23 protein-coding genes are annotated in these 20,804 nt (G+C 61.3%); 12 read left to right on the top strand and 11 right to left on the bottom strand.

Going from position 1 to position 20,804, the window contains the following annotated elements; all coding sequences use genetic code 11:
• Positions 1–31 precede the first annotated feature (31 nt).
• The 4 genes from trxB (at position 32) to ACR0EZ_RS09490 (ending at position 5,111) form a co-directional block, all read left to right on the top strand.
• Positions 32–973, top strand: a complete 942-nt coding sequence (gene trxB, locus ACR0EZ_RS09475) for a thioredoxin-disulfide reductase (protein WP_480612503.1) — start codon at positions 32–34, stop codon at positions 971–973.
• A 3-nt stretch (positions 974–976) separates the two neighbouring features.
• Positions 977–1,435: an RES family NAD+ phosphorylase gene (locus tag ACR0EZ_RS09480; protein ID WP_480612504.1), complete on the top strand. Its 459-nt coding sequence runs from the start codon at positions 977–979 to the stop codon at positions 1,433–1,435.
• Between the two features lie 69 nt (positions 1,436–1,504).
• Complete coding sequence (locus ACR0EZ_RS09485; RefSeq protein ID WP_480612505.1) at positions 1,505–3,196, top strand: adenylate/guanylate cyclase domain-containing protein; 1,692 nt, start codon at positions 1,505–1,507, stop codon at positions 3,194–3,196.
• Positions 3,197–3,392: 196 nt separating this feature from the next.
• Entirely contained in the window at positions 3,393–5,111 is a 1,719-nt protein-coding gene (locus ACR0EZ_RS09490; protein WP_480612506.1) for a bifunctional sulfate adenylyltransferase/adenylylsulfate kinase, read from the top strand.
• Positions 5,112–5,172: 61 nt separating this feature from the next.
• Here the strand turns inward: ACR0EZ_RS09490 and ACR0EZ_RS09495 are convergent, their stop codons facing one another.
• The 4 genes from ACR0EZ_RS09495 to ACR0EZ_RS09510 form a co-directional block, all read right to left on the bottom strand.
• Entirely contained in the window at positions 5,173–6,036 is an 864-nt protein-coding gene (locus ACR0EZ_RS09495) for a glycosyltransferase family 10 domain-containing protein (protein ID WP_480612507.1), read from the bottom strand.
• Positions 6,033–6,920: a PhzF family phenazine biosynthesis protein gene (locus ACR0EZ_RS09500; protein ID WP_480612508.1), complete on the bottom strand. Its 888-nt coding sequence runs from the start codon at positions 6,918–6,920 to the stop codon at positions 6,033–6,035. The genes ACR0EZ_RS09495 and ACR0EZ_RS09500 overlap by 4 nt, the downstream gene beginning before the upstream one ends.
• Before the next feature lie 104 nt (positions 6,921–7,024).
• A complete protein-coding gene (locus tag ACR0EZ_RS09505; RefSeq protein WP_480612509.1) occupies positions 7,025–7,249 on the bottom strand; it encodes a DUF1150 family protein in 225 nt (74 codons plus the stop codon).
• 5 nt (positions 7,250–7,254) lie between these two features.
• Positions 7,255–7,668, bottom strand: coding sequence for an Hsp20 family protein (locus ACR0EZ_RS09510; protein ID WP_058275530.1), 414 nt, complete (start codon positions 7,666–7,668; stop codon positions 7,255–7,257).
• Positions 7,669–7,832: 164 nt separating this feature from the next.
• On the opposite strand from ACR0EZ_RS09510, the gene ACR0EZ_RS09515 reads away from it, so the two are divergent.
• From ACR0EZ_RS09515 to ACR0EZ_RS09530, 4 genes are all read left to right on the top strand, one after another.
• Positions 7,833–8,057, top strand: a complete 225-nt coding sequence (locus tag ACR0EZ_RS09515; RefSeq protein ID WP_010441787.1) for a YdcH family protein — start codon at positions 7,833–7,835, stop codon at positions 8,055–8,057.
• A 65-nt stretch (positions 8,058–8,122) separates the two neighbouring features.
• Positions 8,123–8,608, top strand: a complete 486-nt coding sequence (purE, locus tag ACR0EZ_RS09520; RefSeq protein ID WP_480612510.1) for a 5-(carboxyamino)imidazole ribonucleotide mutase — start codon at positions 8,123–8,125, stop codon at positions 8,606–8,608.
• Positions 8,605–9,360 carry an NAD(P)-binding domain-containing protein gene (locus ACR0EZ_RS09525; RefSeq protein WP_480612511.1) on the top strand — a complete coding sequence of 252 codons (756 nt, stop codon included), beginning with the start codon at positions 8,605–8,607 and terminating at the stop codon, positions 9,358–9,360. The genes purE and ACR0EZ_RS09525 overlap by 4 nt, the downstream gene beginning before the upstream one ends.
• Positions 9,361–9,362: 2 nt before the next feature.
• Positions 9,363–10,430, top strand: coding sequence for a 5-(carboxyamino)imidazole ribonucleotide synthase (locus ACR0EZ_RS09530; protein WP_480612512.1), 1,068 nt, complete (start codon positions 9,363–9,365; stop codon positions 10,428–10,430).
• A 60-nt stretch (positions 10,431–10,490) separates the two neighbouring features.
• Here ACR0EZ_RS09530 and ACR0EZ_RS09535 read toward each other — a convergent pair whose 3' ends face one another.
• From ACR0EZ_RS09535 to ACR0EZ_RS09560, 6 genes are all read right to left on the bottom strand, one after another.
• A complete protein-coding gene (locus ACR0EZ_RS09535; RefSeq protein ID WP_480612513.1) occupies positions 10,491–11,642 on the bottom strand; it encodes an alpha-D-ribose 1-methylphosphonate 5-triphosphate diphosphatase in 1,152 nt (383 codons plus the stop codon).
• Positions 11,639–12,412, bottom strand: a complete 774-nt coding sequence (locus tag ACR0EZ_RS09540) for an alpha/beta fold hydrolase (protein ID WP_480612514.1) — start codon at positions 12,410–12,412, stop codon at positions 11,639–11,641. Before ACR0EZ_RS09540 ends, ACR0EZ_RS09535 begins: the two co-directional genes overlap by 4 nt.
• Positions 12,413–12,451: 39 nt before the next feature.
• Complete coding sequence (locus tag ACR0EZ_RS09545; protein WP_480612515.1) at positions 12,452–13,294, bottom strand: DMT family transporter; 843 nt, start codon at positions 13,292–13,294, stop codon at positions 12,452–12,454.
• A gap of 239 nt (positions 13,295–13,533) precedes the next feature.
• Complete coding sequence (groL, locus tag ACR0EZ_RS09550) at positions 13,534–15,177, bottom strand: chaperonin GroEL (RefSeq protein ID WP_480612516.1); 1,644 nt, start codon at positions 15,175–15,177, stop codon at positions 13,534–13,536.
• 54 nt (positions 15,178–15,231) lie between these two features.
• Positions 15,232–15,519, bottom strand: coding sequence for a co-chaperone GroES (locus ACR0EZ_RS09555; RefSeq protein WP_480612517.1), 288 nt, complete (start codon positions 15,517–15,519; stop codon positions 15,232–15,234).
• Positions 15,520–15,683: 164 nt separating this feature from the next.
• Positions 15,684–16,358 (bottom strand): DUF2161 domain-containing phosphodiesterase, encoded by a 675-nt coding sequence (locus ACR0EZ_RS09560; protein WP_480612518.1) that lies wholly within the window; start codon positions 16,356–16,358, stop codon positions 15,684–15,686.
• A 120-nt stretch (positions 16,359–16,478) separates the two neighbouring features.
• On the opposite strand from ACR0EZ_RS09560, the gene ACR0EZ_RS09565 reads away from it, so the two are divergent.
• The 4 genes from ACR0EZ_RS09565 (at position 16,479) to ACR0EZ_RS09580 (ending at position 20,137) form a co-directional block, all read left to right on the top strand.
• A complete protein-coding gene (locus ACR0EZ_RS09565; RefSeq protein ID WP_480612519.1) occupies positions 16,479–17,459 on the top strand; it encodes a TraB/GumN family protein in 981 nt (326 codons plus the stop codon).
• A gap of 110 nt (positions 17,460–17,569) precedes the next feature.
• Positions 17,570–18,490 (top strand): manganese-dependent inorganic pyrophosphatase, encoded by a 921-nt coding sequence (locus tag ACR0EZ_RS09570; protein ID WP_480612520.1) that lies wholly within the window; start codon positions 17,570–17,572, stop codon positions 18,488–18,490.
• 227 nt (positions 18,491–18,717) lie between these two features.
• A complete protein-coding gene (locus tag ACR0EZ_RS09575) occupies positions 18,718–19,593 on the top strand; it encodes a TIGR01459 family HAD-type hydrolase (protein WP_480612521.1) in 876 nt (291 codons plus the stop codon).
• 100 nt (positions 19,594–19,693) lie between these two features.
• On the top strand, positions 19,694–20,137 hold the full coding sequence (locus ACR0EZ_RS09580) for a MaoC family dehydratase (RefSeq protein ID WP_480612522.1): 444 nt from the start codon (positions 19,694–19,696) through the stop codon (positions 20,135–20,137).
• Positions 20,138–20,168: 31 nt separating this feature from the next.
• Here ACR0EZ_RS09580 and ACR0EZ_RS09585 read toward each other — a convergent pair whose 3' ends face one another.
• A complete protein-coding gene (locus ACR0EZ_RS09585) occupies positions 20,169–20,777 on the bottom strand; it encodes a DJ-1/PfpI family protein (protein ID WP_480612523.1) in 609 nt (202 codons plus the stop codon).
• Between the last annotated feature and the right edge of the window lie 27 nt (positions 20,778–20,804).

Consider the following 20,804-nt stretch of genomic DNA (forward strand, 5'->3'; position numbering starts at 1 on the left):
GCCCGGTTCAGGCAGTTCGAGCGGGGATACCATGACCGAGACACGTCACACCAAGGTTCTGATCATCGGGTCGGGGCCCGCAGGGTACACGGCCGGCGTCTATGCCAGCCGCGCGATGCTAAACCCCATTCTGGTGCAGGGGATCGAACCCGGCGGCCAGCTGACCACCACCACCGAGGTCGAGAACTGGCCCGGCGATACCGAGGTTCAGGGCCCCGATCTGATGGTCCGGATGCAGGATCACGTAAAAGCGATGGGTTGCGAAGTGATTGGCGATATCATCAGCGATCTGGATCTGAGCCATCGGCCTTTTACGGCCAAGGGCGACAATGGCAGCACCTATACCGCCGACGCCGTCATTCTGGCCACCGGTGCCCGCGCGAAATGGCTTGGCCTGCCGTCGGAAGAAAAGTTCAAGGGCTTTGGCGTCTCGGCCTGTGCCACCTGTGACGGGTTCTTCTATCGCGGTCAGGAAATCGTGGTGATCGGCGGCGGCAACACCGCCGTGGAAGAGGCGCTGTTCCTGACCAACTTCGCCAGCAAGGTCACCCTGATCCACCGCCGGGACGAGCTGCGGGCCGAGAAAATCCTGCAGGATCGACTGATGAAGAATGAAAAGATCGAGCCTTTGTGGTTCCATGAGCTGGACGAAGTGATCGGCACCGATGCCCCGCTGGGCGTCGAAGGTGTCCGGGTCAAGAATGTCAAAACCGGCGAGATCACCGAGATCCCGTGCAAAGGCGTGTTCGTCGCCATCGGCCACGCGCCCGCCAACGAACTGGTCAAAGACACGCTGGACACTCATATGGGCGGCTATGTCGTGACCAAACCCGGCACCACCGAAACCTCGGTCCCCGGCGTCTTCGCCGCGGGCGATCTGACAGACCACGTCTACCGTCAGGCCGTCACCAGCGCAGGCATGGGCTGTATGGCCGCACTCGACGCCGAGCGGTTCCTGGCCGAGCAGGAGTAACAGGTGCTGGAATTCTCGGGCCCGGTCTGGAGAATTCTGTTTCTGTCGCAAATCGACGCCCCTCTGGCCCCCGCAAGGGCACCCGAGGGGCGTTTTCATTACGCGGGGCAAACGGCGCTTTACGCCTCGCTCAGCGCCGAGGGGGCCGGGGTCGCGATCCGGCGCTATGTCTCGGCGGGCGACCCGCCACGGGTATTGCTGCGCACGCGTATCGCGGGGGCTCGGCTGGTGGACCTGCGTGGACAGCGCGAGGCGTCGATTGTCTGGCAGGACATACACGGCGATACGGGCCGTTCCCCGACATGGCAGTTTTCGGACGATGCCCGTTCCGAAGGGGCTGACGGGTTGCTGTATAGCTCACGTTCGCGCCCCGACCTCGGCCATATCGTACTGTTCAATATCTCTTCTGCGCTGATCCACGTCGATGCACCGGCAACCACATGGGTTCCGTCTTATTCCTAACCCTAGCTTGACCCGTTCGCGCACCCGTATCAGACTCGGGCATAAGCAAAGCGAATGCAGGTGATCTGATTGGATAACCCCCTTTGGCGTGGTGGCTGGTCGACCCGGCTCAGGATTGGCAGCGGTCTGGTCCTGTTCACCTTTGCCTTTTTTCACTTCATAAATATCGGTCTGGGCCTGTTTCACACCGATTTCCTGCACGGCATGCAAGACGGTCGCAAAGCCGTCACCCGCCACGATGTCATGAGCGTGGTTCTCTACATCGCGCTGTTTTTGCACGCGGGGCTGGCGCTGACATCGATCGCGCAGCGCAGGACCTTGCGCATGCCGTTCAGTACGGCCCTGCAGATCATTCTGGGGCTGCTGATTCCGCTTCAGCTTATCTCTCACATCGTGCAAACCCGCTTCGCGCACGAGGTTTTCGACGTCAATGACGAGATGGGCTATATCATCGTGCTGATGTGGCCCAATTCCGCCATCTGGATGCAAAGCCTGTTGCTGTTGCTGGTCTGGGTGCATGGCTGCATCGGCCTTCACATGTGGCTGCGGCTGACAGCTTGGTGGCGCAAGGCCGTGCCCTATCTGATCGGCGTGGCGGTCTTTATCCCCTCGTTCGCGCTGGCGGGGTTGCTGACCGAAGGGCGGCGCATCTGGGCCGATTTCGCGGATGAGTTCCTGCGGCAGCAATATATCGAACATTATAACTGGCCCTCGCCCGAAGCCTTTCAGACCTTGTTCAGCGTCAAGGACAATGCGGTGGCGGCATTTCTCGCGGCGCTTGCGGTGACCGCGATGGTCTTTGTCGGGCGCAAACTGTGGCGGCGCAGGCATTCCGTCCGGGTGACCTATTCGCGCGGCCCCGAGGTTGTGGCGGAGAAGGGCATGACGCTGCTTGAAATCTCACAGGCGAACGGCATCCCGCATACGGCGCTCTGCGGCGGCAAGGGGCGCTGTACCACCTGCCGGGTCATCATCGAGGACGGCTCGGATTTCCTGCCCCCACCCAGCGAGGTCGAGGCCCGCAGCCTGGCCGCAGTTGGCGCGTCGCCGCAAACCCGGCTGGCCTGCCAGATCCGCCCGACCGACCCGATTTCGATCTATCGCGTGTATCGCCCCGATGGCGGGCGCAACCGCGGCCACGCCAGCCAGGGACAGGAACGCCAGCTGGCGGTTCTGTTTCTGGACATGCGCAGCTTTACCGCGCGCACCACGGGACAGTTGCCATATGACATCGTGTTCCTGCTGAACCGCTTTTTCGACGCCATCGTCCCGGCAATCACCGCAGATGGCGGTGTTGTCGACAAATATATGGGAGACGGCTTGCTCGCCGTGTTCGAAAAACCCGACGCCGCCGCCTCGGCCAAAGCCGGGCTGAAAGCGGCCATCGACATCAGCAAGGCACTGGAGCGTTTCAACGAAAAGCTCGAAGCCGAAGGAAGCCCCGGAATTCGCATCGGGATGGGCCTGCATCTGGGTGATCTGGTTTTGGGTGAGATCGGCGCCGAAGGCCATGCCCCCCGCACCATCATCGGCGACGCAGTCAATGTCGCCAGCCGTCTGGAAGGCCAAACCAAAGCACTGGGTGTCGAGCTTCTGGTTTCAGGCGAACTGCTGACAGCAGCGGGCCTGACTGTCCCGCCCGCCCGGTTGCAGCGTTTTGAGCTGCGGGGCGTCCAGCACCCGGTTCCCGCGCTGCCAATTCGCCGGGTCTCGGGCTTTGATCCGTCCGTTTACGCGCAGGAACACAAATCCTCGGACTGAGGGAATTGTTGCCATTTTGCGGGACCCTGGTCGGGTTTTGCAGGCGGAAGCGGAAAATCCTTCCAATCCAAAGAAAATCGACGCATATCGTCCTTTGTTTTCAGCATGCCTGTGGACTTCGTTGGACAGCCGGGGCAAATGCCCCTCGAACACCGAGGAATCACTGGTACTTCACCACTGCGATAAGAGTATTCTCATGACGATGTTAAGCAATCTGGCCCCGATCCCCGAGCTGTACGTGTCTTATGACTCGGCCCAGAAACTCAAGGTCGAAGCCGCCGACCTGACAAGCTGGGATCTGAGCCCGCGCCAGATCTGCGATCTGGAACTGCTGATGAATGGTGGGTTCAACCCCCTGAAAGGGTTCCTGAGCGAGGCGGATTACGACAACGTCGTCGAAAACATGCGTCTGGCCGATGGCACATTGTGGCCGATGCCGATCACGCTGGATGTCAGCGAAGATTTCGCCGACGGCATCGAACTGGGTCAGGACATCGCCCTGCGCGACCAGGAGGGCGTGATCCTCGGCACCATGACCGTGACCGACCGCTGGACCCCGGACAAGGCTCGCGAGGCCGAGAAGGTGTTTGGCGCGGATGACGATGCCCACCCTGCCGTCAACTACCTGCACAATGTTGCAGGCAAGGTCTATCTGGGCGGCCCGGTGGTCGGCATCCAGCAGCCCGTCCACTATGATTTCCGCGCCCGCCGCGACACCCCGAACGAGATGCGCGCCTTTTTCCGCAAGCTGGGCTGGCGCCGTATCGTGGCCTTCCAGACCCGCAACCCGCTGCACCGCGCGCATCAGGAACTGACCTTCCGCGCCGCCAAGGAAGCGCAGGCCAACCTGCTGATCCACCCGGTTGTCGGCATGACCAAGCCCGGTGATGTGGACCACTTCACCCGCGTGCGCTGCTATGAGGCGGTTCTGGACAAGTATCCGGCCTCGACGACCTCGATGAGCCTGCTGAACCTCGCCATGCGCATGGCCGGCCCGCGCGAGGCGGTCTGGCATGGTCTGATCCGGGCCAACCATGGCTGCACCCATTTCATCGTCGGTCGCGACCATGCGGGTCCGGGCAAGAACTCGACCGGTGAGGATTTCTATGGGCCTTATGACGCGCAGGACCTGTTCCGCCAGTACCAGGATGAAATCGGCGTCGAGATGGTTGATTTCAAACACATGGTCTATGTGCAGGAACGCGCCCAGTACGAGCCGAATGACGAGATCCTCGACAAGGATGACGTAACGATCCTGAACATCAGCGGCACCGAACTGCGCCGCCGTCTGGCCGAGGGTCTGGAAATCCCCGAATGGTTCAGCTTCCCCGAAGTGGTCGCCGAGCTGCGCAAGACCAAACCGCCGCGCAGCCAGCAGGGCTTTACCGTGTTCTTCACCGGCTTCTCAGGGAGCGGCAAATCCACCATCGCCAACGCGCTTATGGTCAAGCTGATGGAGATGGGGGGCCGTCCGGTCACTCTGCTGGATGGGGACATCGTTCGTAAGAACCTGTCGTCGGAACTGGGTTTCTCAAAAGAGCATCGCGACCTGAACATCCGCCGCATCGGGTATGTAGCGTCCGAGATCACCAAGAACGGGGGCATTGCCATCTGCGCGCCCATCGCGCCTTATGCCACCACCCGCCGCGCGGTGCGGGAAGAGATCGAACAGTTCGGTGCCTTCTGCGAAGTCCATGTGGCCACCAGCATCGAGGAATGCGAACGCCGCGACCGCAAGGGCCTGTACAAGCTGGCGCGTGAAGGCAAGATCAAGGAATTCACCGGGATTTCAGACCCTTACGACGTTCCCGCGAACCCCGAACTGAGCGTCGAGACCGAGAATGTCGAGGTCGACAACTGCGCCCATCAGGTGCTGCTGAAACTGGAAAGCATGGGCCTGATCGCCGCGACGTAAATCGCAAAAAAACCCAAAAAGCCCCCGGTCCCGCCGGGGGCTTTTTCGTTGAGACGCTGGTTTACTGCAACGCGGCCCGGATCGCCGCGACGGCGCGGCCCTCGAAATCGCCGAACTCTGCGGCCTTGGGCTGGATCGCTTTCAGATGCGGCAGGCGTTCTGCGTAATCCTCGGGCGACATGGCCTCTACCGCGCGCTGGATGTCGGCCTGCGCTTCGCACAGGATCATGCCGGATGTATCCATGAAATCGCCGATATTGGGGCAGCCCCAATAGATTGGCACAGTTGAACACAGGATCGCATCGGTCAGCTTTTCGGAGAAATAATTCTTCTCACGCACGTTCTCGATCACGACGGAATATTGATAGGGCGCAAGCCCGTCCGATTTGTCGTCGAACGGGGTGTAGCCGCGGCCCATGATATCCACATCAACCCCGGTTTCACGCACCCAGTCGATCAGCGAATGGCGCAGTTGATGCCCCACAAGGTCCCGCTTTGCCGAGGCGATCAGCGAGCAGGATTTGGTCTTCGTCACGTCCAGATCGCGCCAGTTGGGCACCATCGTCGGGCCGTAGGGCAGGAACACCGCATTTGGGATGCCCTGCAGCAGAACATCGTGAAAGGTCAGCACCCGGAAAAAGCGCCGCCAGGTGAACCGCAACATCCGGTCGTGCTTGGCATGGATCGCCGAAGGCTCGCCCATCATCAGCGAAATCTGCGCGCGGGTGCCCCTGCGCCACCGCAGATGCACGGTTGAATTCGGATACATGATCAGGTGATCGGTCGGTTCAAGATCTCCGATTGTCTTGCCCGTCAGGCGGTCGGGGAAGCCTTCGGGCCAGATCAATTCGTCCAGCGGAACCTTGGCCAAATCGGGGCCAAGCCGGTGGCCATAGGGCAATATCGCAATCGCTGGCTCGGTCATTGCAGCCTGTCCGGCAAATCCACCTGCCCCCGCATCAGAACATGGCCGTGCCCCGCAACTTTTATCCCGGTCATCGCCTCAACCGAACCAACCCGTGTCACGGTCGCCTGCCCCGGACGGCCCATGTCGTGGCCTTGCTCGGCGGTGAAGGTGTCTTTGTCCATCAGGCCGTATTTCCACAAATAGGCCGCCATCGCGCCGGTCGCCGACCCGGTGAAGGGATCCTCGGGCGGGCTGGGCGGCGCCATCAGCAGGCGCGAGAATGTGTCGCCCGCCTCCGTCGCCCCCTTCAAAGTGACCAGAAACGGCTCGGCCATGTCCGAGCCGGAATATCCCGCCTTCGCAGCCACCTCGCGCAGCGGCCCCTCGGCCAGCTTGGCGGCGCGCAGCGTGTCATGATCCTTCAGAACCGTGATGCAAAAGGGCAGCCCGGTCGAGACCATCTGGGGCGGGGATACGATAGCATCCTCAGGCAGGCTGACCGCTGCGGCCACAAGATCGGCAGGAACACGTGCGCCAAACTTGGGCGCGACCTGAGTCATCTCGATCTCTTCGCCGGTCAGCGAAATGGACACGATCCCAGCCCCGGTTTCCAGCGTCAGTGTATCACCCGAAAACAGCCCCCGCGACCGCAGGGCGGCCACGGTGGCAATGGTGGGATGCCCGGCAAAGGGGATCTCACGGCTGGCAAGGAAATAACGCACCTTCACGTCCGCCACATCGGACGGGCCGGTAAACGTACATTCGACCAGAGACGTTTCGCGAACATAGGCGGTGCAAACGTCCTCGGGCAGATCGGCCCCGCCATGGACAACGGCGCATCCGTTGCCGCCGAACGCGCGATCACTGAATGCGTCTACCCAATCAAAATCGAACCAGCTCATGCAGAAAATTCCCCGATGCAGTGCAAGCGGCAGGTGCTGCCGGTTCGTATGTGTCGCGCGTGTTGCGGGAAATGTCACGCCCCAATCGGCGTGGAGGGGGCCGTTCAGTGAACGGCCACCGGGGACAGGTCGTGTTCGCGGGCCAGCACAAAGGCCAGCTTGCGGTCGGCCACAAGCGCCAGCTGCTGCCCGTCGGAATCATGCACGGCGTAAAGCTGATCCAGATCGCCCGCCTGATCGCGCAGATCGCGCGGCAGGTCTGCCACTTCGACGGTTTTCACGTAAACGATCCGGTCGCCTTCGGCATTCATCTCAATCGGTGTATTCATTGCTCTTACCCCTTTCTTATGTTGATTGTCTGCACCACGGTTTCCGGCACGGCGCGGGTCAGGTCCACATGCAGCAGACCGTTTTCCATGATCGCCTCACCGACCTCGACACCGTCGGCCAGCACGAACATGCGCTGGAACTGACGCGCGGCGATGCCACGGTGCAGGAATATGCGCCCCTCGCTGTCGTCGCGTTGACGGCCCCGGATCACCAGTTGGCGATCCTCGATGGTGATCGACAGATCCTCTTCCGCGAACCCGGCCACCGCCAGAGTGATGCGGTACGAAAAATCCGAGGTCTGTTCGATGTTATAGGGCGGGTATCCTTCATTGCCGGCCTTTGCAGACCGCTCCAGAAGGCGTTCCAATTGCTCGAACCCCAAAAGATGCGGGTATGAGCCCAAGGTAAGTTTTGACACGTTGTCTCGTCCTTTTATGTCAAAGCGACGTATGGTGCGGCCCCGTTTTGGCAACCGCGTACAATAGAATATGGGAAGATACGGGGATGTCCACAAGGTCTGGCGGGATAAACCCGGACACACTATCTTGTGTGGCAAGCACCACCACCAACCCCGAGTCGCCCATGAACGCGCCTACCGACCTTTCGATGAAAACAGATGAAGTTCTGCGCGTTGAGCTTGAGGTTTTTCGCCGCCAGCACCGCGATCTGGATGAGGCGATCGAGGCGCTTCAGGCCAAAGGGACCTCGGATCAACTGACGATCAAACGGCTGAAAAAGCAGAAATTGCGGCTGAAAGACATCATCCGCCTGATCGAAGATCGCCTGACCCCCGACATCATTGCCTGACGCATTGCCACGAATGCGGATTTGGCTATAGTGCGCGCTCTTTCAGGTGGCAGGGGCACAAGCGGATGAGTGACGTGAAAGTGGGCATCATTATGGGCAGCCAGTCGGACTGGCCCACGATGAAGGAAGCCGCTGGTATTCTGGACGAGTTGGACGTGACATACGAAAAACGCATCGTCTCGGCACATCGCACTCCGGACCGTTTGTGGGACTATGGCAAAACCGCTGTGGATCGCGGGCTGCAGGTGATTATCGCAGGCGCTGGCGGGGCTGCGCATTTGCCGGGGATGATGGCGTCAAAAACGCGGGTGCCGGTGGTTGGGGTGCCGATTCAGACGCGGGCGCTGTCGGGGGTCGATTCGCTGTATTCTATTGTGCAGATGCCCAAAGGGTTTCCCGTTGCCACCATGGCAATCGGCGCGGCTGGCGGGGCCAATGCGGGCCTGATGGCCGCTGGTATTCTGGCGCTGCAAGACTCCGAACTGGCCGCAAGGCTGGATGCGTGGCGCGCCGCCCTGTCCGCCTCGATCGCCGAAGAACCCGAGGGATGAGCCGTATCGGCTTTATCGGCACCGGGCATATTGCGGCCCCGATGGTGCGGTTTCTGGCGGCCAAGGGCCATGAGATTGCGGTGACGGAACGCAACGCGCAGGTCTCGGCACAATTGAAAGCCAAACTGGGTGTCACCATCGGTGCGCCTCAGGCCGTGATCGACGCGTCAGAGATCGTGTTCCTCTGCCTGCGCCCGCATCTGGCGCAAGAGGTCCTGACGCCACTCACCTTCCGCGCGGATCAACGGATCGTATCGGTCATGGCCGCAGTGCCTGCGGCGCAATTGGCGGTACTCTGCGCCCCTGTCTCGGATTTTGTGCAGACCATTCCGCTGGGCTTTTTGGAAGCGGGTGGATGCCCTTTGGCAGCCTTTGGCAATGACCGCCTGCTGGCCGATCTGTTCGCGCCGGAAAACCCCGTGGTCAAAGTGGCGGATGAGGCTGCGCTGAACGCCCATTTCGCTGTCTGCGCCATGGTGCCCGGCCTGCTGGACCTGCTGGCCACGGGCGCTGACTGGCTGGCCGGGGAAACCGGCGACGCGGACAGCGCCGAGTTTTACACAACTCAATTGGTCGCGGGCTTCCTTTCCGTGATGGAAAAGGGCAAATCGGGGCGGTTGGCGCAAGAACGTGATGCGCTGGCGACGGATGGCACGCTGAGCCTGCAGATGACGGAAACCCTGCGCGCAGGCAAAGCGCATGACGCATTACACACGGCGTTGACCGCCATTGGGAAACGGTTGGAGACCTGAGGATGACTGACATGCTTGCCCCCGGCGCAACGATTGGAATTCTGGGCGGCGGTCAACTGGGCCGGATGCTGTCGGTTGCGGCGGCGCGGCTTGGTTTCCTGACCCACATCTACGAGCCGGGCGCAAACCCGCCCGCCGGGCAGGTGGCGGACCGGGTGACAACCGCGGCCTATGACGATGCCGGGGCGTTAAAGGCATTTGCCGACGCGGTCGATGTCATCACCTATGAATTCGAGAACATCCCGACGCAGGCGCTGGACCTGCTGGAAGCGCATCGTCCGATCCGCCCCGGGCGCGAGGCGCTGCGGGTCAGTCAGGATCGGCTGACCGAAAAGACCTTTCTTCAGGGGCTGGGCCTGAACACTGCCCCCTTTGCCGACATTACCGATCTGGACAGCCTGAACACGGCGATTGACGAGATCGGAACCCCGGCGATCCTGAAAACCCGCCGGTTCGGCTATGACGGCAAAGGTCAGGCGCGGCTGCGCGCGCCCGAGGAGGTGGAAGCTGCTTTGGCGGAAATGGCCGGTGCCCCCTCGATCCTCGAAGGGTTTGTCGACTTCAGCCATGAGGTCTCGATCATCGCAGCGCGGGGTCTGGACGGTCAGGTTGCCTGTTTCGATCCGGGCGAGAATGTGCATCGGGATGGCATCCTCCACACCACTACCGTTCCCGCCCGCCTGCCCCCCGCCCGGCGCACCGACGCGGTGCTGCTGGCGGCCAATATCCTGAATGCGCTGGATTACGTTGGGGTCATGGGGGTCGAGCTGTTTGTGACACCGCAGGGTCTGATCGTGAACGAGATTGCGCCGCGTGTCCATAACTCGGGCCATTGGACGCAGAATGGCTGCGCCGTAGACCAGTTCGAACAGCATATCCGCGCGGTGGCCGGTTGGCCCTTAGGCGACGGTCAGCGGCATTCGGATGTGGTGATGGAGAATCTGATCGGTCACGACATGGACCGCGTGCCGGAATTGGCGCGCGAACGGGATGTGGCGCTGCATCTCTATGGCAAGGCCGAGGTCAAGCCGGGTCGGAAGATGGGACATTTCAACCGGATCGTTCGCTGAGAAATCGCGCTGACGCGCGATGCCTCCGGCGGGGATATTTTTGGACAGATGAAGGGCGGATCAGGTGAAGAACCGGGCCGCGATATCCCCGGCCATGTAGCTGACCCGCCCTGCCGCAAAGGTGGCGGCCACGCGGTAGGTCTGCGCGTCCAGAATGATCAGGTCCGCGCGCTTTCCTGCGGCCAGAGTGCCGCGGTCGGCCAAGCCCAGCACGCGGGCGGGGCCGGAAGAGACCAGCGCCCATGCCCCGGCCAGATCCAGCAGGCCGGATTTGGCCAGCATCAGCGCCGCACGGCGCGGGCTGGGATAGTGGTAATCCGAGGCCAGCGCATCGCACAGACCCATCGCAATCAGGTCCAGCGCACTGGCATTGCCCTTGTGCGACCCGCCGCGCACCACGTTGGGAGAGCCGAGGATGATGTGGTCCCCGGCGACGCGTGCAGCCTCGGCGGCCTCGAGCGTTTCGGGGAATTCCGAGATCGTCACGCCACGCTGACGCCACCACGCACGGGTTTCGGCGGTTGCGTCGTCATGGCTGCCCATCCGAACGCCCCGCCCGGTCAGGTCGGCACAAAGCGCGTCGAGCGCGGGCGGGACTTCGGCCTTGCGGGCATGCATGGTTTGCAGCATCTCAAGATGCGCCTCGGGGCTGCGTCCGGCTTTCAGGGCTTGCCCGGTCAGACGGGGCGGCGTGCGGCCCTGCGCCAGACGGTCATGCGGCAGATGGTCATTGAATACCACATAGGGCACCTGCCACTCGGCCACCCGGTCGGGCAATCCCTGATAGTCGTCCAGCATATGCGTCTCGAACCGCAATTGCGGGATCAGATCGGTGACAGTGCTGTCTTTCACCGAGGCGATGGCCCCGAAGACCTGAGCGGCGAATTCAGGGCCGCGCACCCCACCCTCCCAACTGTAAAACTGGGCCAGAACGGCGGTTGTTATGCCGTTTGCCGCCAGTTCCGCCTCGACCGACAGGATGCCCTGATCCATCTGTTTCATCGCGCCCCGGCGCGGCGCGATGTGGCGTTCGAACCCGTCGCCATGCAGGTCCACAATCCCCGGCAGAATCAGATATCCGGACAGATCGATCCGCGGACCCAACGGATCGTCGCAGACCAGACCTTCCGCAATCGCCAGAGCGGCATGCGTCAGCCCGTGTTCCGGCAGCAGAACCTGCGCACCGGTCATCGTCAGGTTTAATGCGGTCATTCAGTCGGCTCCGAGTCCGGTTCCGAGCAATCCTGCCCGATGCAAATCTCGTCAATCGCATCCAGCACGCCGTCCAGCCAGGTGATCTGCGGATCAAACTGGCCGAACTCGATGAAATGCAGCGCCTGTGCCATCACACGCGGATTGTTCATCATGAAGGTATGGGTCACGGGCAGAACGATGTGATCGGCCATCCCCTCGACCTTGGTGGTCCTGATCGAGACCTTGCCGTCATCCTTGCCGTCAATCATCGAGGAAAACAGCGGGTTCAGAGAGTTTTCGCCCGCAATCACGCCCAGTTCGAACTCGACCGGCGGCAGTTTTCGCGGGATCCCCTCGGGGCCGGTCCCAAGCGCCAACCCGGCGGGGCCGTTCAGCATGCCAAAGACCTCCCACGCGCCAAGCTCATCCACAAGCTGGCTGCCCTGATTGGGCGGCCCAAGCATGACGACGCGGCCCAGATTATCCGGGTGATTGTCCTGCAGCCAATAGCGCAACAGGATACCGCCCATGGAATGGGCCACAACATTGACGGGGGCGTCCCCGCACGCGGCAAAAGCATCGGGCAATGTCTGACTGGCGAGTTCGGGAATGGGCAGGTCGGTCGAAGGATAGCCCGGGCGCACAACGGTGTAGCCATGGGCTTTGAATAGCTGCTCCATGACCGTAAAGGACGCCTCGGTCCGGGCAAGGCCGTGCAGCAGCACGACGCATTTGGCCTGAGCTGCAGGCGGAACAAGGAACAGAAACAGGGCGAGCAGGTATCTCATAAGCCGCCAGATAAAGCCTAACGGGGGCGGGTTAAACCCCTAGCGCAGCTTCCGTTGCAGCACCGCCAGCGCAATGCCGCCCAAAACCAGCGCCGCCCCAAGGATCAGGCGCAGGCTGGCGACCTCGCCCAAAAGCACAACGCCCGCGACAATGGCGATGATCGGGACACTCAGTTGGACAACCGCCGCCGTTGTGGGCGCAAGCAGCGGCAGAACCCGGTACCAGAGCGCATAGCCCATCCCCGACGTCACGCCCCCAGACAGGGCGGCCAGCAAATACCCGGCACCGGTCATGTGCCAGCCGCCGCCGCTCGCCAACAAAGCCAGTGCGGTAACTGGCAGCGCCACGATGAAATTGGCCGCCGTTCCGGCCAGCGCATCCGGTTCGGTTCTTCCGACTAGCGAATAGATCGCCCAACCGATCCCCGCCGCAGTCATCAGCGCCGCGCCGACGGGGCTGACCTGAACCGCACCAGAGGGCCACAGCACATAGGCCAGACCGGCCAGCGCAATCGCCGCCCCGGCAACCTGTCGGCCGGTCGGCGCGCTGCCTGTGGCAGAGGTGACCGCAAACATCGTGATCTGAACAACCCCGAACAGGATCAGCGCGCCCAGACCTGCGTCCAATGTCAGGTAAGCGATTGAAAACCCGATCATATAAAGCGACAACGCCCCCGCCCCTGCAATCCTGCGCCGGTTGCGCAGGGGCAGATGCCCGGCCCGGAGCGAAACCAGAACGGCCAGCACAACAGCGCCGGACAGCACCCGCACAACCGCAAACCCGGCAGGGTCGCTCGCGCCGCTGTCGATGGCCAATCGGTTCAGAATCGAATTCGCCGCAAAGGCGCACATGGTCAGGGCGGTAAGAAGGAACAGCTTCATATCAACCGCATAGCGGGTTCGGCACGCTTTGCACACTCACTTTCCCGCAACTGCCCCACCTTCATCTTTTCCCAAATACTCCCGCCGGAGGCATGCCCGCGCAACGGGCATTCAAAAGAAACGGGGCCGCCCGAAGGCGACCCCGTCAATCTTTTGCTGCGGCCCCCTTTCGGCAGCCTGGCCACTCGGCCAAGCGCCTTTCGGGGTCGTCAGAATTCGCCAGGGCGAATTCGACGTGCTTACATCATGCCGCCCATGCCGCCCATGTCGGGCATGCCGCCACCTGCGGGCGCACCTTCTTTGGCGGGCTTGTCGGCAACCATCGCCTCGGTGGTGACCAGCAGACCGGCAACCGATGTCGCGTCTTCCAGAGCGGTACGGACAACCTTGGCCGGGTCGATCACGCCGAACGAGAACATGTCGCCATATTCTTCGGTCTGCGCGTTGAAGCCGAACGAAGCGTCCGAAGATTCACGGACCTTGCCTGCAACAACCGCACCGTCAACGCCTGCGTTTTCGGCGATCTGGCGCAGCGGCGCTTCGATAGCCTTGCGGACGATGTTGATGCCTGCGTTCTGGTCGGGGTTTGCACCTTCCAGAGTGTCCAGCGCCTTGCCGGCCTGAACCAGAGCAACACCGCCACCCACAACAACGCCTTCCTGAACGGCAGCGCGGGTTGCGTTCAGAGCATCGTCCACACGGTCCTTACGCTCTTTCACTTCCACTTCGGTCATGCCGCCGACGCGGATCACGGCAACACCGCCTGCCAGTTTGGCAACGCGTTCCTGCAGCTTCTCACGGTCGTAGTCGCTGGTGGTTTCTTCGATCTGAGTGCGGATCTGGCCAACGCGGGCTTCGATCTCGGCTTTCTCGCCTGCACCGTCGACGATGGTGGTTTCGTCTTTGGTGATTTCGATCTTCTTGGCGGTGCCCAGCATGTCCATGGTGACGGACTCGAGCTTCATGCCCAGATCTTCGCTGATCACCTGACCGCCGGTCAGGATCGCGATGTCCTGCAGCATGGCTTTACGGCGATCGCCGAAGCCCGGTGCTTTGACAGCAGCAATTTTCAGGCCGCCGCGCAGTTTGTTGACAACCAGAGTCGCCAGCGCTTCGCCTTCAACATCCTCGGCAATGATCAGCAGCGGCTTCTGCGACTGGATCACCTGTTCCAGCAGCGGAACCATCGGCTGCAGCGAGGACAGTTTCTTTTCGTGCAGCAGGATCATGCAGTCATCAAGCTCTGCGATCATCTTGTCTGCGTTGGTGACGAAGTAAGGCGACAGGTAGCCACGGTCGAACTGCATACCTTCGACAACATCGGTCTCGGTTTCCAGACCTTTGTTTTCTTCGACGGTGATGACGCCTTCGTTGCCAACTTTCTGCATCGCGTCTGCGATCTGCTGGCCAATCTCGACTTCGCCGTTGGCCGAGATGGTGCCAACCTGAGCAACTTCTGCCGAGTCCTTGACTTCGCGCGAAGCGGCTTTGATGCCTTCAACAACCTTGGCGGTTGCCAGGTCGATGCCACGCTTCAGGTCCATCGGGTTCAGGCCCGCTGCAACCTGCTTCAGACCTTCTTTGACGATGGATTGCGCCAGAACGGTTGCGGTGGTGGTGCCGTCGCCGGCTTCGTCATTGGTACGGCTGGCGACTTCTTTCACCATCTGCGCGCCCATGTTTTCGAACTTGTCTTCCAGTTCGATTTCCTTGGCAACCGAAACACCGTCTTTGGTGATGCGCGGTGCGCCGAAGGATTTGTCCAGAACCACGTTGCGGCCTTTCGGGCCGAGGGTCACTTTTACCGCGTCGGCCAGAACATTGACGCCTGCCAGCATACGGTTACGCGCGTCTGTTTCGAACTTGACGTCCTTAGCAGCCATGTCGTTTCTCCTTGAGAAATATGTTTGAGATAAAGATCAGAGAAAGCGCGCCGCTTACTCGATGATCCCCATGATGTCGCTTTCTTTCATCATCAGCAGCTCTTCGCCGTCGATGGTGACTTCGGTGCCCGACCATTTGCCGAACAGGATTTTGTCACCGGCCTTAACGGCCATTGCGATCAGCTCGCCGCTGTCCTTGCGTGCGCCTTCGCCGGTCGAGACGACTTCGCCTTCGCTGGGCTTTTCTTTTGCACTGTCAGGAATGATCAGGCCGCCTGCGGTTTTCTCTTCGCTTTCTACGCGACGGACCAGCACACGGTCATGAAGCGGTTTCAATGCCATCTTTGCAGCTCCTTGGGCTCAAAGTTTATTTATCCTCCCCTCGCCGGATGACGAGGCGTTAGCACTCATGCTTGCCGAGTGATAACGACGCATAGCTAGGGGGTCACAAACCCCGAGTCAACAAGACGTGAAGGATTTTTTGGCATTACCGGCCCAGAGGCGGGTCATTCGGCCTCTTCCCAGCTATAGGCCCAGTGCTTAAGGCCCTCGGCCCCCTCGGATGTAAGACCGTAGACGCCCTTTTCAATCTTCTCAAACCACCCGTAGTGATTTTCCCGCATAAGCCGCGTGGCCACAGGAACGCCGACCGATCTGGCCACGTCGGCCCCTTTGGTCGGGCCATGCTCGGCCAGATGTGCTGCGCATTTCAAAGCGTCCTGCCGGTAGGCCGTCACGATTCCGTGGCGCGTTGCCCCGCCCGAATTCGGGTCGCCCTCCAACCGTTCAAACTCGCGCAGCAGGCGCGCGGTTTTCGCCTTGTCCTTGCGCGGCGCGTAAGGGCCGGGATCGCATTGCACCTCGACCCGCCCGTCTGCCAGAACTGTTATCAGCCCCAGCCCCAGCCTGCGGCACAGGGCAAGGTTGTCCTTCAACGCCCGACGCGCCGACCGCCCTTTGGGTTTGCAGACCGCGATATAGACCTGATCGGTGATCCTGAGCCGGGCAATCGCCTGATGGAACAAGGCCAGCGAGAAACGCAGCTTCAGTTCAACAATGACCGGACTTTCGCCTTCGCGCATGGCCACCACATCGGCAGCACCGACCTCACCCTTGACGGTGTAGCCCTGACGCTCCAACAGCGCCTTGATCGGAGGGTACAGATCCTGCTCGCGGTCCATGCCTGCATGCTATTCGAATTGCCGCCGAATGCCAGACTTGCGGCACCGGGCCGCTTGCATGACATGTGCGGGCGTGGCTATGTCTTGGCGCAACCCCTCTGCGATCCCACGGACCCACCCATGCGCCTGATGACATTCCTTGCCTTCCTGCTGCTGCCCGCGACCGCCCACGCGGCGTGTGAGGGGCGCGACCTGCGGCTCGATCTGACGCCCGGGCAACAGCAAGAGTTGCAGCTTGCCGTGGCCGATATCCCGTTTCCCGAAGGCAACCACTGGATTGCGCGGAAAGGCGATACCGTTCTGCATCTGGTCGGCACGCTGCACACAACGGACCCGCGCATGGAGGCGGTTGTCGAGCGCCTGACCCCAACGCTCAGCCAGGCTGATGCGTTTTACTTCGAGGTCACGCAGGCCGAGATGGACGCCTTCGAAAAGGGTTTGGCCAAAGACCTCAGCCCGGTGATGATCACCTCTGGCCCGACCCTGATTGACCTTATGTCTGATGAAGACTGGGCCACGCTGTCCGCAACTCTGGCCGAGCGCGGCATCCCCGGCTGGATGGCCGCCAAGATGCGGCCGTGGTTTTTGAGCATGATGCTGGGCGTGCCGCCCTGCCTGATGAAAAATCCCGATGCCAACCACGGCATGGATGCGCGCCTGACCAAACTGGCCGAAGCGGAAAACATCCCGCAGCATTCGCTGGAACAGATCGCAGACCTTGTGGCGATGTTCGACAGCCACACGATCGAAGAACAGGTTCAGTCGCTGCTGCGCCTGTCCGGTGCCATTCAGGGCAGCGAGGACCAGCTGACCACGCTGGCCAACGCCTATATCGAAGAAAAACACGCCGAGATCATGCAACTGGCGCGCATTCACGGGCTGGAAGTTTCGGGCCTTGAACCCGAGCTGTTCAATGCCGAATGGGACGGGTTCGAACAACAGATGCTGGTCGACCGAAACGACAACTGGATGAAGCACATTCTGGCGATCGAAGATCAGACCGCCGTCATTGCGGTGGGTGCCGGGCATCTGAGTGGGGATCACGGGCTTCTGAACCAGTTGCAGCAGGCCGGCTACACCCTGACCCGTGCGCCTTTCTGACCGAAACCGGCGATTTCAAGACCAACCGCCGCAGGGACGATGCTGCCGGGTGACAACCCGCCCCGACAGCCCTATAAGGCGCGCAAATTTATCATTCTCAGGACGCTGACATGACAACGCTCGTATTTGGCCACAAATCCCCCGACACCGATTCCACAGGCTCTCCGATCCTATGGTCCTGGTACCTGAACGAAGTCAAAGGCGAGACAACCGAGCCGGTGCTTCTGGGTGAACCCAACACCGAAGCGGCTTTCATGCTGGACAACTGGGACCTTCCCAAGCCGCGCATCATCGAAGACCTGGCGGCGGACACGCCGGTTGTCATCGTCGACACCAACAACCCCGCAGAATTGCCCGACACGATCAACGATGCCGACATCCGCGCCATCATCGACCACCACAAGCTGGTCGGCGGTCTGGAAACCAAAGGCCCGATCGACATCACCGTGCGCCCGCTGGCCTGCACCGCGACCATCATGGTCGATCTGATGGGCGACGATGCGGCAAAGATGCCCGACGCCATCAAAGGCGCTGCGCTGACCTGCATCCTGTCCGACACGCTGGAATTCCGCTCGCCCACCACCACCGACCATGACCGCGCCGTTGCCGAAAGGCTGGCGGCTGAGCTGGAGCTGGATATCTCGGCCTATGCCGCTGACATGTTTGCGGCGAAATCGGACGTTTCGTCCTTCTCGGATGCCGAATTGCTGCGCATGGACAGCAAGGAATACGAGGTCGACGGCACCAAATTCCGCGTCTCGGTTCTTGAAACCACCGCACCGGGCGTCGTGCTGGACCGCAAGGCCAGCCTGGCGGACTCGATGGTTGATGTCGCCAGGGAAGACGGCGTCGATCAGGTTCTGCTGTTCGTCGTCGATATTCTGAACGAGGAAGCAACCCTGCTGGTGCCCAACGATCTGGTCAAAGGCGTTGCGGAAAAGAGCTTCGGCGCATCGGTCGATGGCGACGCGGTCGTGCTGCCCGGCATCATGAGCCGGAAAAAGCAGATCATCCCGAACCTCAAGGTCTGATACCCACCGATCAGCGCCCTTCGGGGCGCTTTTTTCTTGCGAGGCTCTGCCTCGCGCTCCGGGATATTTTGAGACAGGCGAATGAAGGGGCCCATGCTTCATCTGTCCACAAATATCCTGGGGGAGTCGCCCGAAGGGCGGCGGGGGCAAAGCCCCCTACTGGCCAAACGGGTCAGGCTCTGCCATAGGCTTGGGCAGCATTCCTGCCATTCCAACAAGGGCCTGTCATGACTCAGATCGTCCACACGCTTGCCGAAATCTCTGACCGCTACAAAGCGCTTTTCGTCGATCTGTGGGGCTGCGTGCACAATGGCATCACCGCCTACCCCGAAGCCGTCGCCGCGCTTCAGGCGTACCGGCAAAAGGGCGGGACCGTGGTGCTGGTCACGAATTCCCCCAAACCGCGCGCGGGCGTCGCCACGCAGCTGACCCAGTTCAACGTGCCTGCGGATGCTTATGACACCATCGCCACCAGCGGAGATTCCGCCCGCTCAGCGATGTTCCGCGGGGCTGTTGGCCACAAGGTCTATTTCATGGGCGAGTGGGGGCGCGATGCGGGGTTTTTCGAGCCGCTGAAACTGCTGCATCACCCCATCCATATCGAACGCGTCCCGCTGGACCAGGCCGAGGGCATCGTCTGCTGTGGTCCGTTCGATCCGATGGCGGACCCTGATGTGAACCGCCCCGATTTCCTTTATGCCAAACAGATGGGCCTGAAACTGCTCTGCGCCAATCCCGACATCGTCGTGGACCGGGGTGAGGTGCGCGAGTGGTGCGCCGGCGCTTTGGCAAAGCTCTACACCGAAATGGGCGGTGAGAGCCTGTATTTCGGCAAACCCCACCCGCCGATCTACGATCTGGCCCGCCGCAGGCTGCAGGAACTGGGTGTTGATGCATCCGACAGCGACATTCTGGCTATCGGCGATGGCCCCCATACCGACATCCTGGGCGGCATGGGCGAGGGAATCGATACGCTGTTTATTTCGGGCGGGTTGGCCGCGGCCGAGACCAAAACGTCGCACCATCCGCACCACGAGTCCCTAAAGGATTACATCCAAAGGGAAAATATCAATCCCACCTACACAATCGGCCGCCTGCGGTAGTCAGAAAAGGCTTGATTTTCTGCGCCTGCGAAGTAATAAAGTTACCGAACTGGGGTAGCTTGAGTTTCTTTGTTACCCTTTGAATGCGAGCGAGGGCAACATGTTGGACAATCTTCCGCGCGGAACGATCTGTATCGAAGACATCGAAATGGGCATGACCCGGCATCTGCACAAAGTGGTGACAGATGAGGATATCGAGATGTTCGCGCAGGTCTCGACCGACCGGAATCCGGTGCATATGGATGATGACTACGCCCGCGACACGATCTTCGAAGGGCGCATCGCGCATGGAATGCTGACCGCTGGCCTAATCTCGGCAGTGATTGGCGAGCAACTGCCCGGTCACGGCACGGTCTATATGGGGCAATCGCTGAAATTCCTCGCTCCGGTGCGGCCCGGTGACACGGTTTATGCCGAGGTCAAGGTGATCGACATCGATTTCGCCAAGCGCCGGGTCAAGCTGGATTGCCATTGCGCTGTCGAGGGCAAAAAGGTGCTGGTGGGTGAGGCGATGGTTCTGGCCCCCTCGCGGAAGTTCGACTGATACCTCTGCAGGCTGCGCGGAAAGCGGTTTCTCAAACCAAACCGTGCAGCTTCGCGAACGGGTCGCAGTCTTTGTCGCGGTGCCAACTGTATTCGCACCATTTCGCAACTGTCTCGGCCATCTCAATCCCGTGCATCGCAGCGATGGCCCCAAGCGCCATATCCATCCCGGCTGACACACCGGACGAGGTGAAAAACCGCCCGTCCTCGACCCAGCGCGCCTGTCGGATCCAATCGACATCGGGACTCTGACTGGCGACCCATTCAAAAGCGGCCTTGTTGGTGGTTGCGCGCCGCCCGTTCAACACTCCGGCCCGCGCCAGCAGCGCACTGCCGGTGCAGACACTCAGCGTGAATTCGGCCTTATCGGCGACCTGCGCGATCCACCCCAGCAGCTCCGCGTTATCAACCTCGCGCCGCGTGCCCGCGCCGCCCGGCACGAACAGGATGTCATACTCGGTGCCGTCGCCGGTGGATCGGGTGGCATGGGCCGCCAGTTTCTGGTTGCTGGCGACCGCGCCGATATGTTCGGCTACCAGCGTCAGTTCGAACCTGTCCTCGAGCAAACCGAACATTTCCATCGGGCCGAAGAGGTCCAGCAATTCAAAACCCGGAAAGATGAGCGCCGCGATCTTTCGCATCCTGACAATCCCAGTCTGTTTCATCTC

The organism is Ruegeria sp. AK4 (assembly GCF_056541025.1).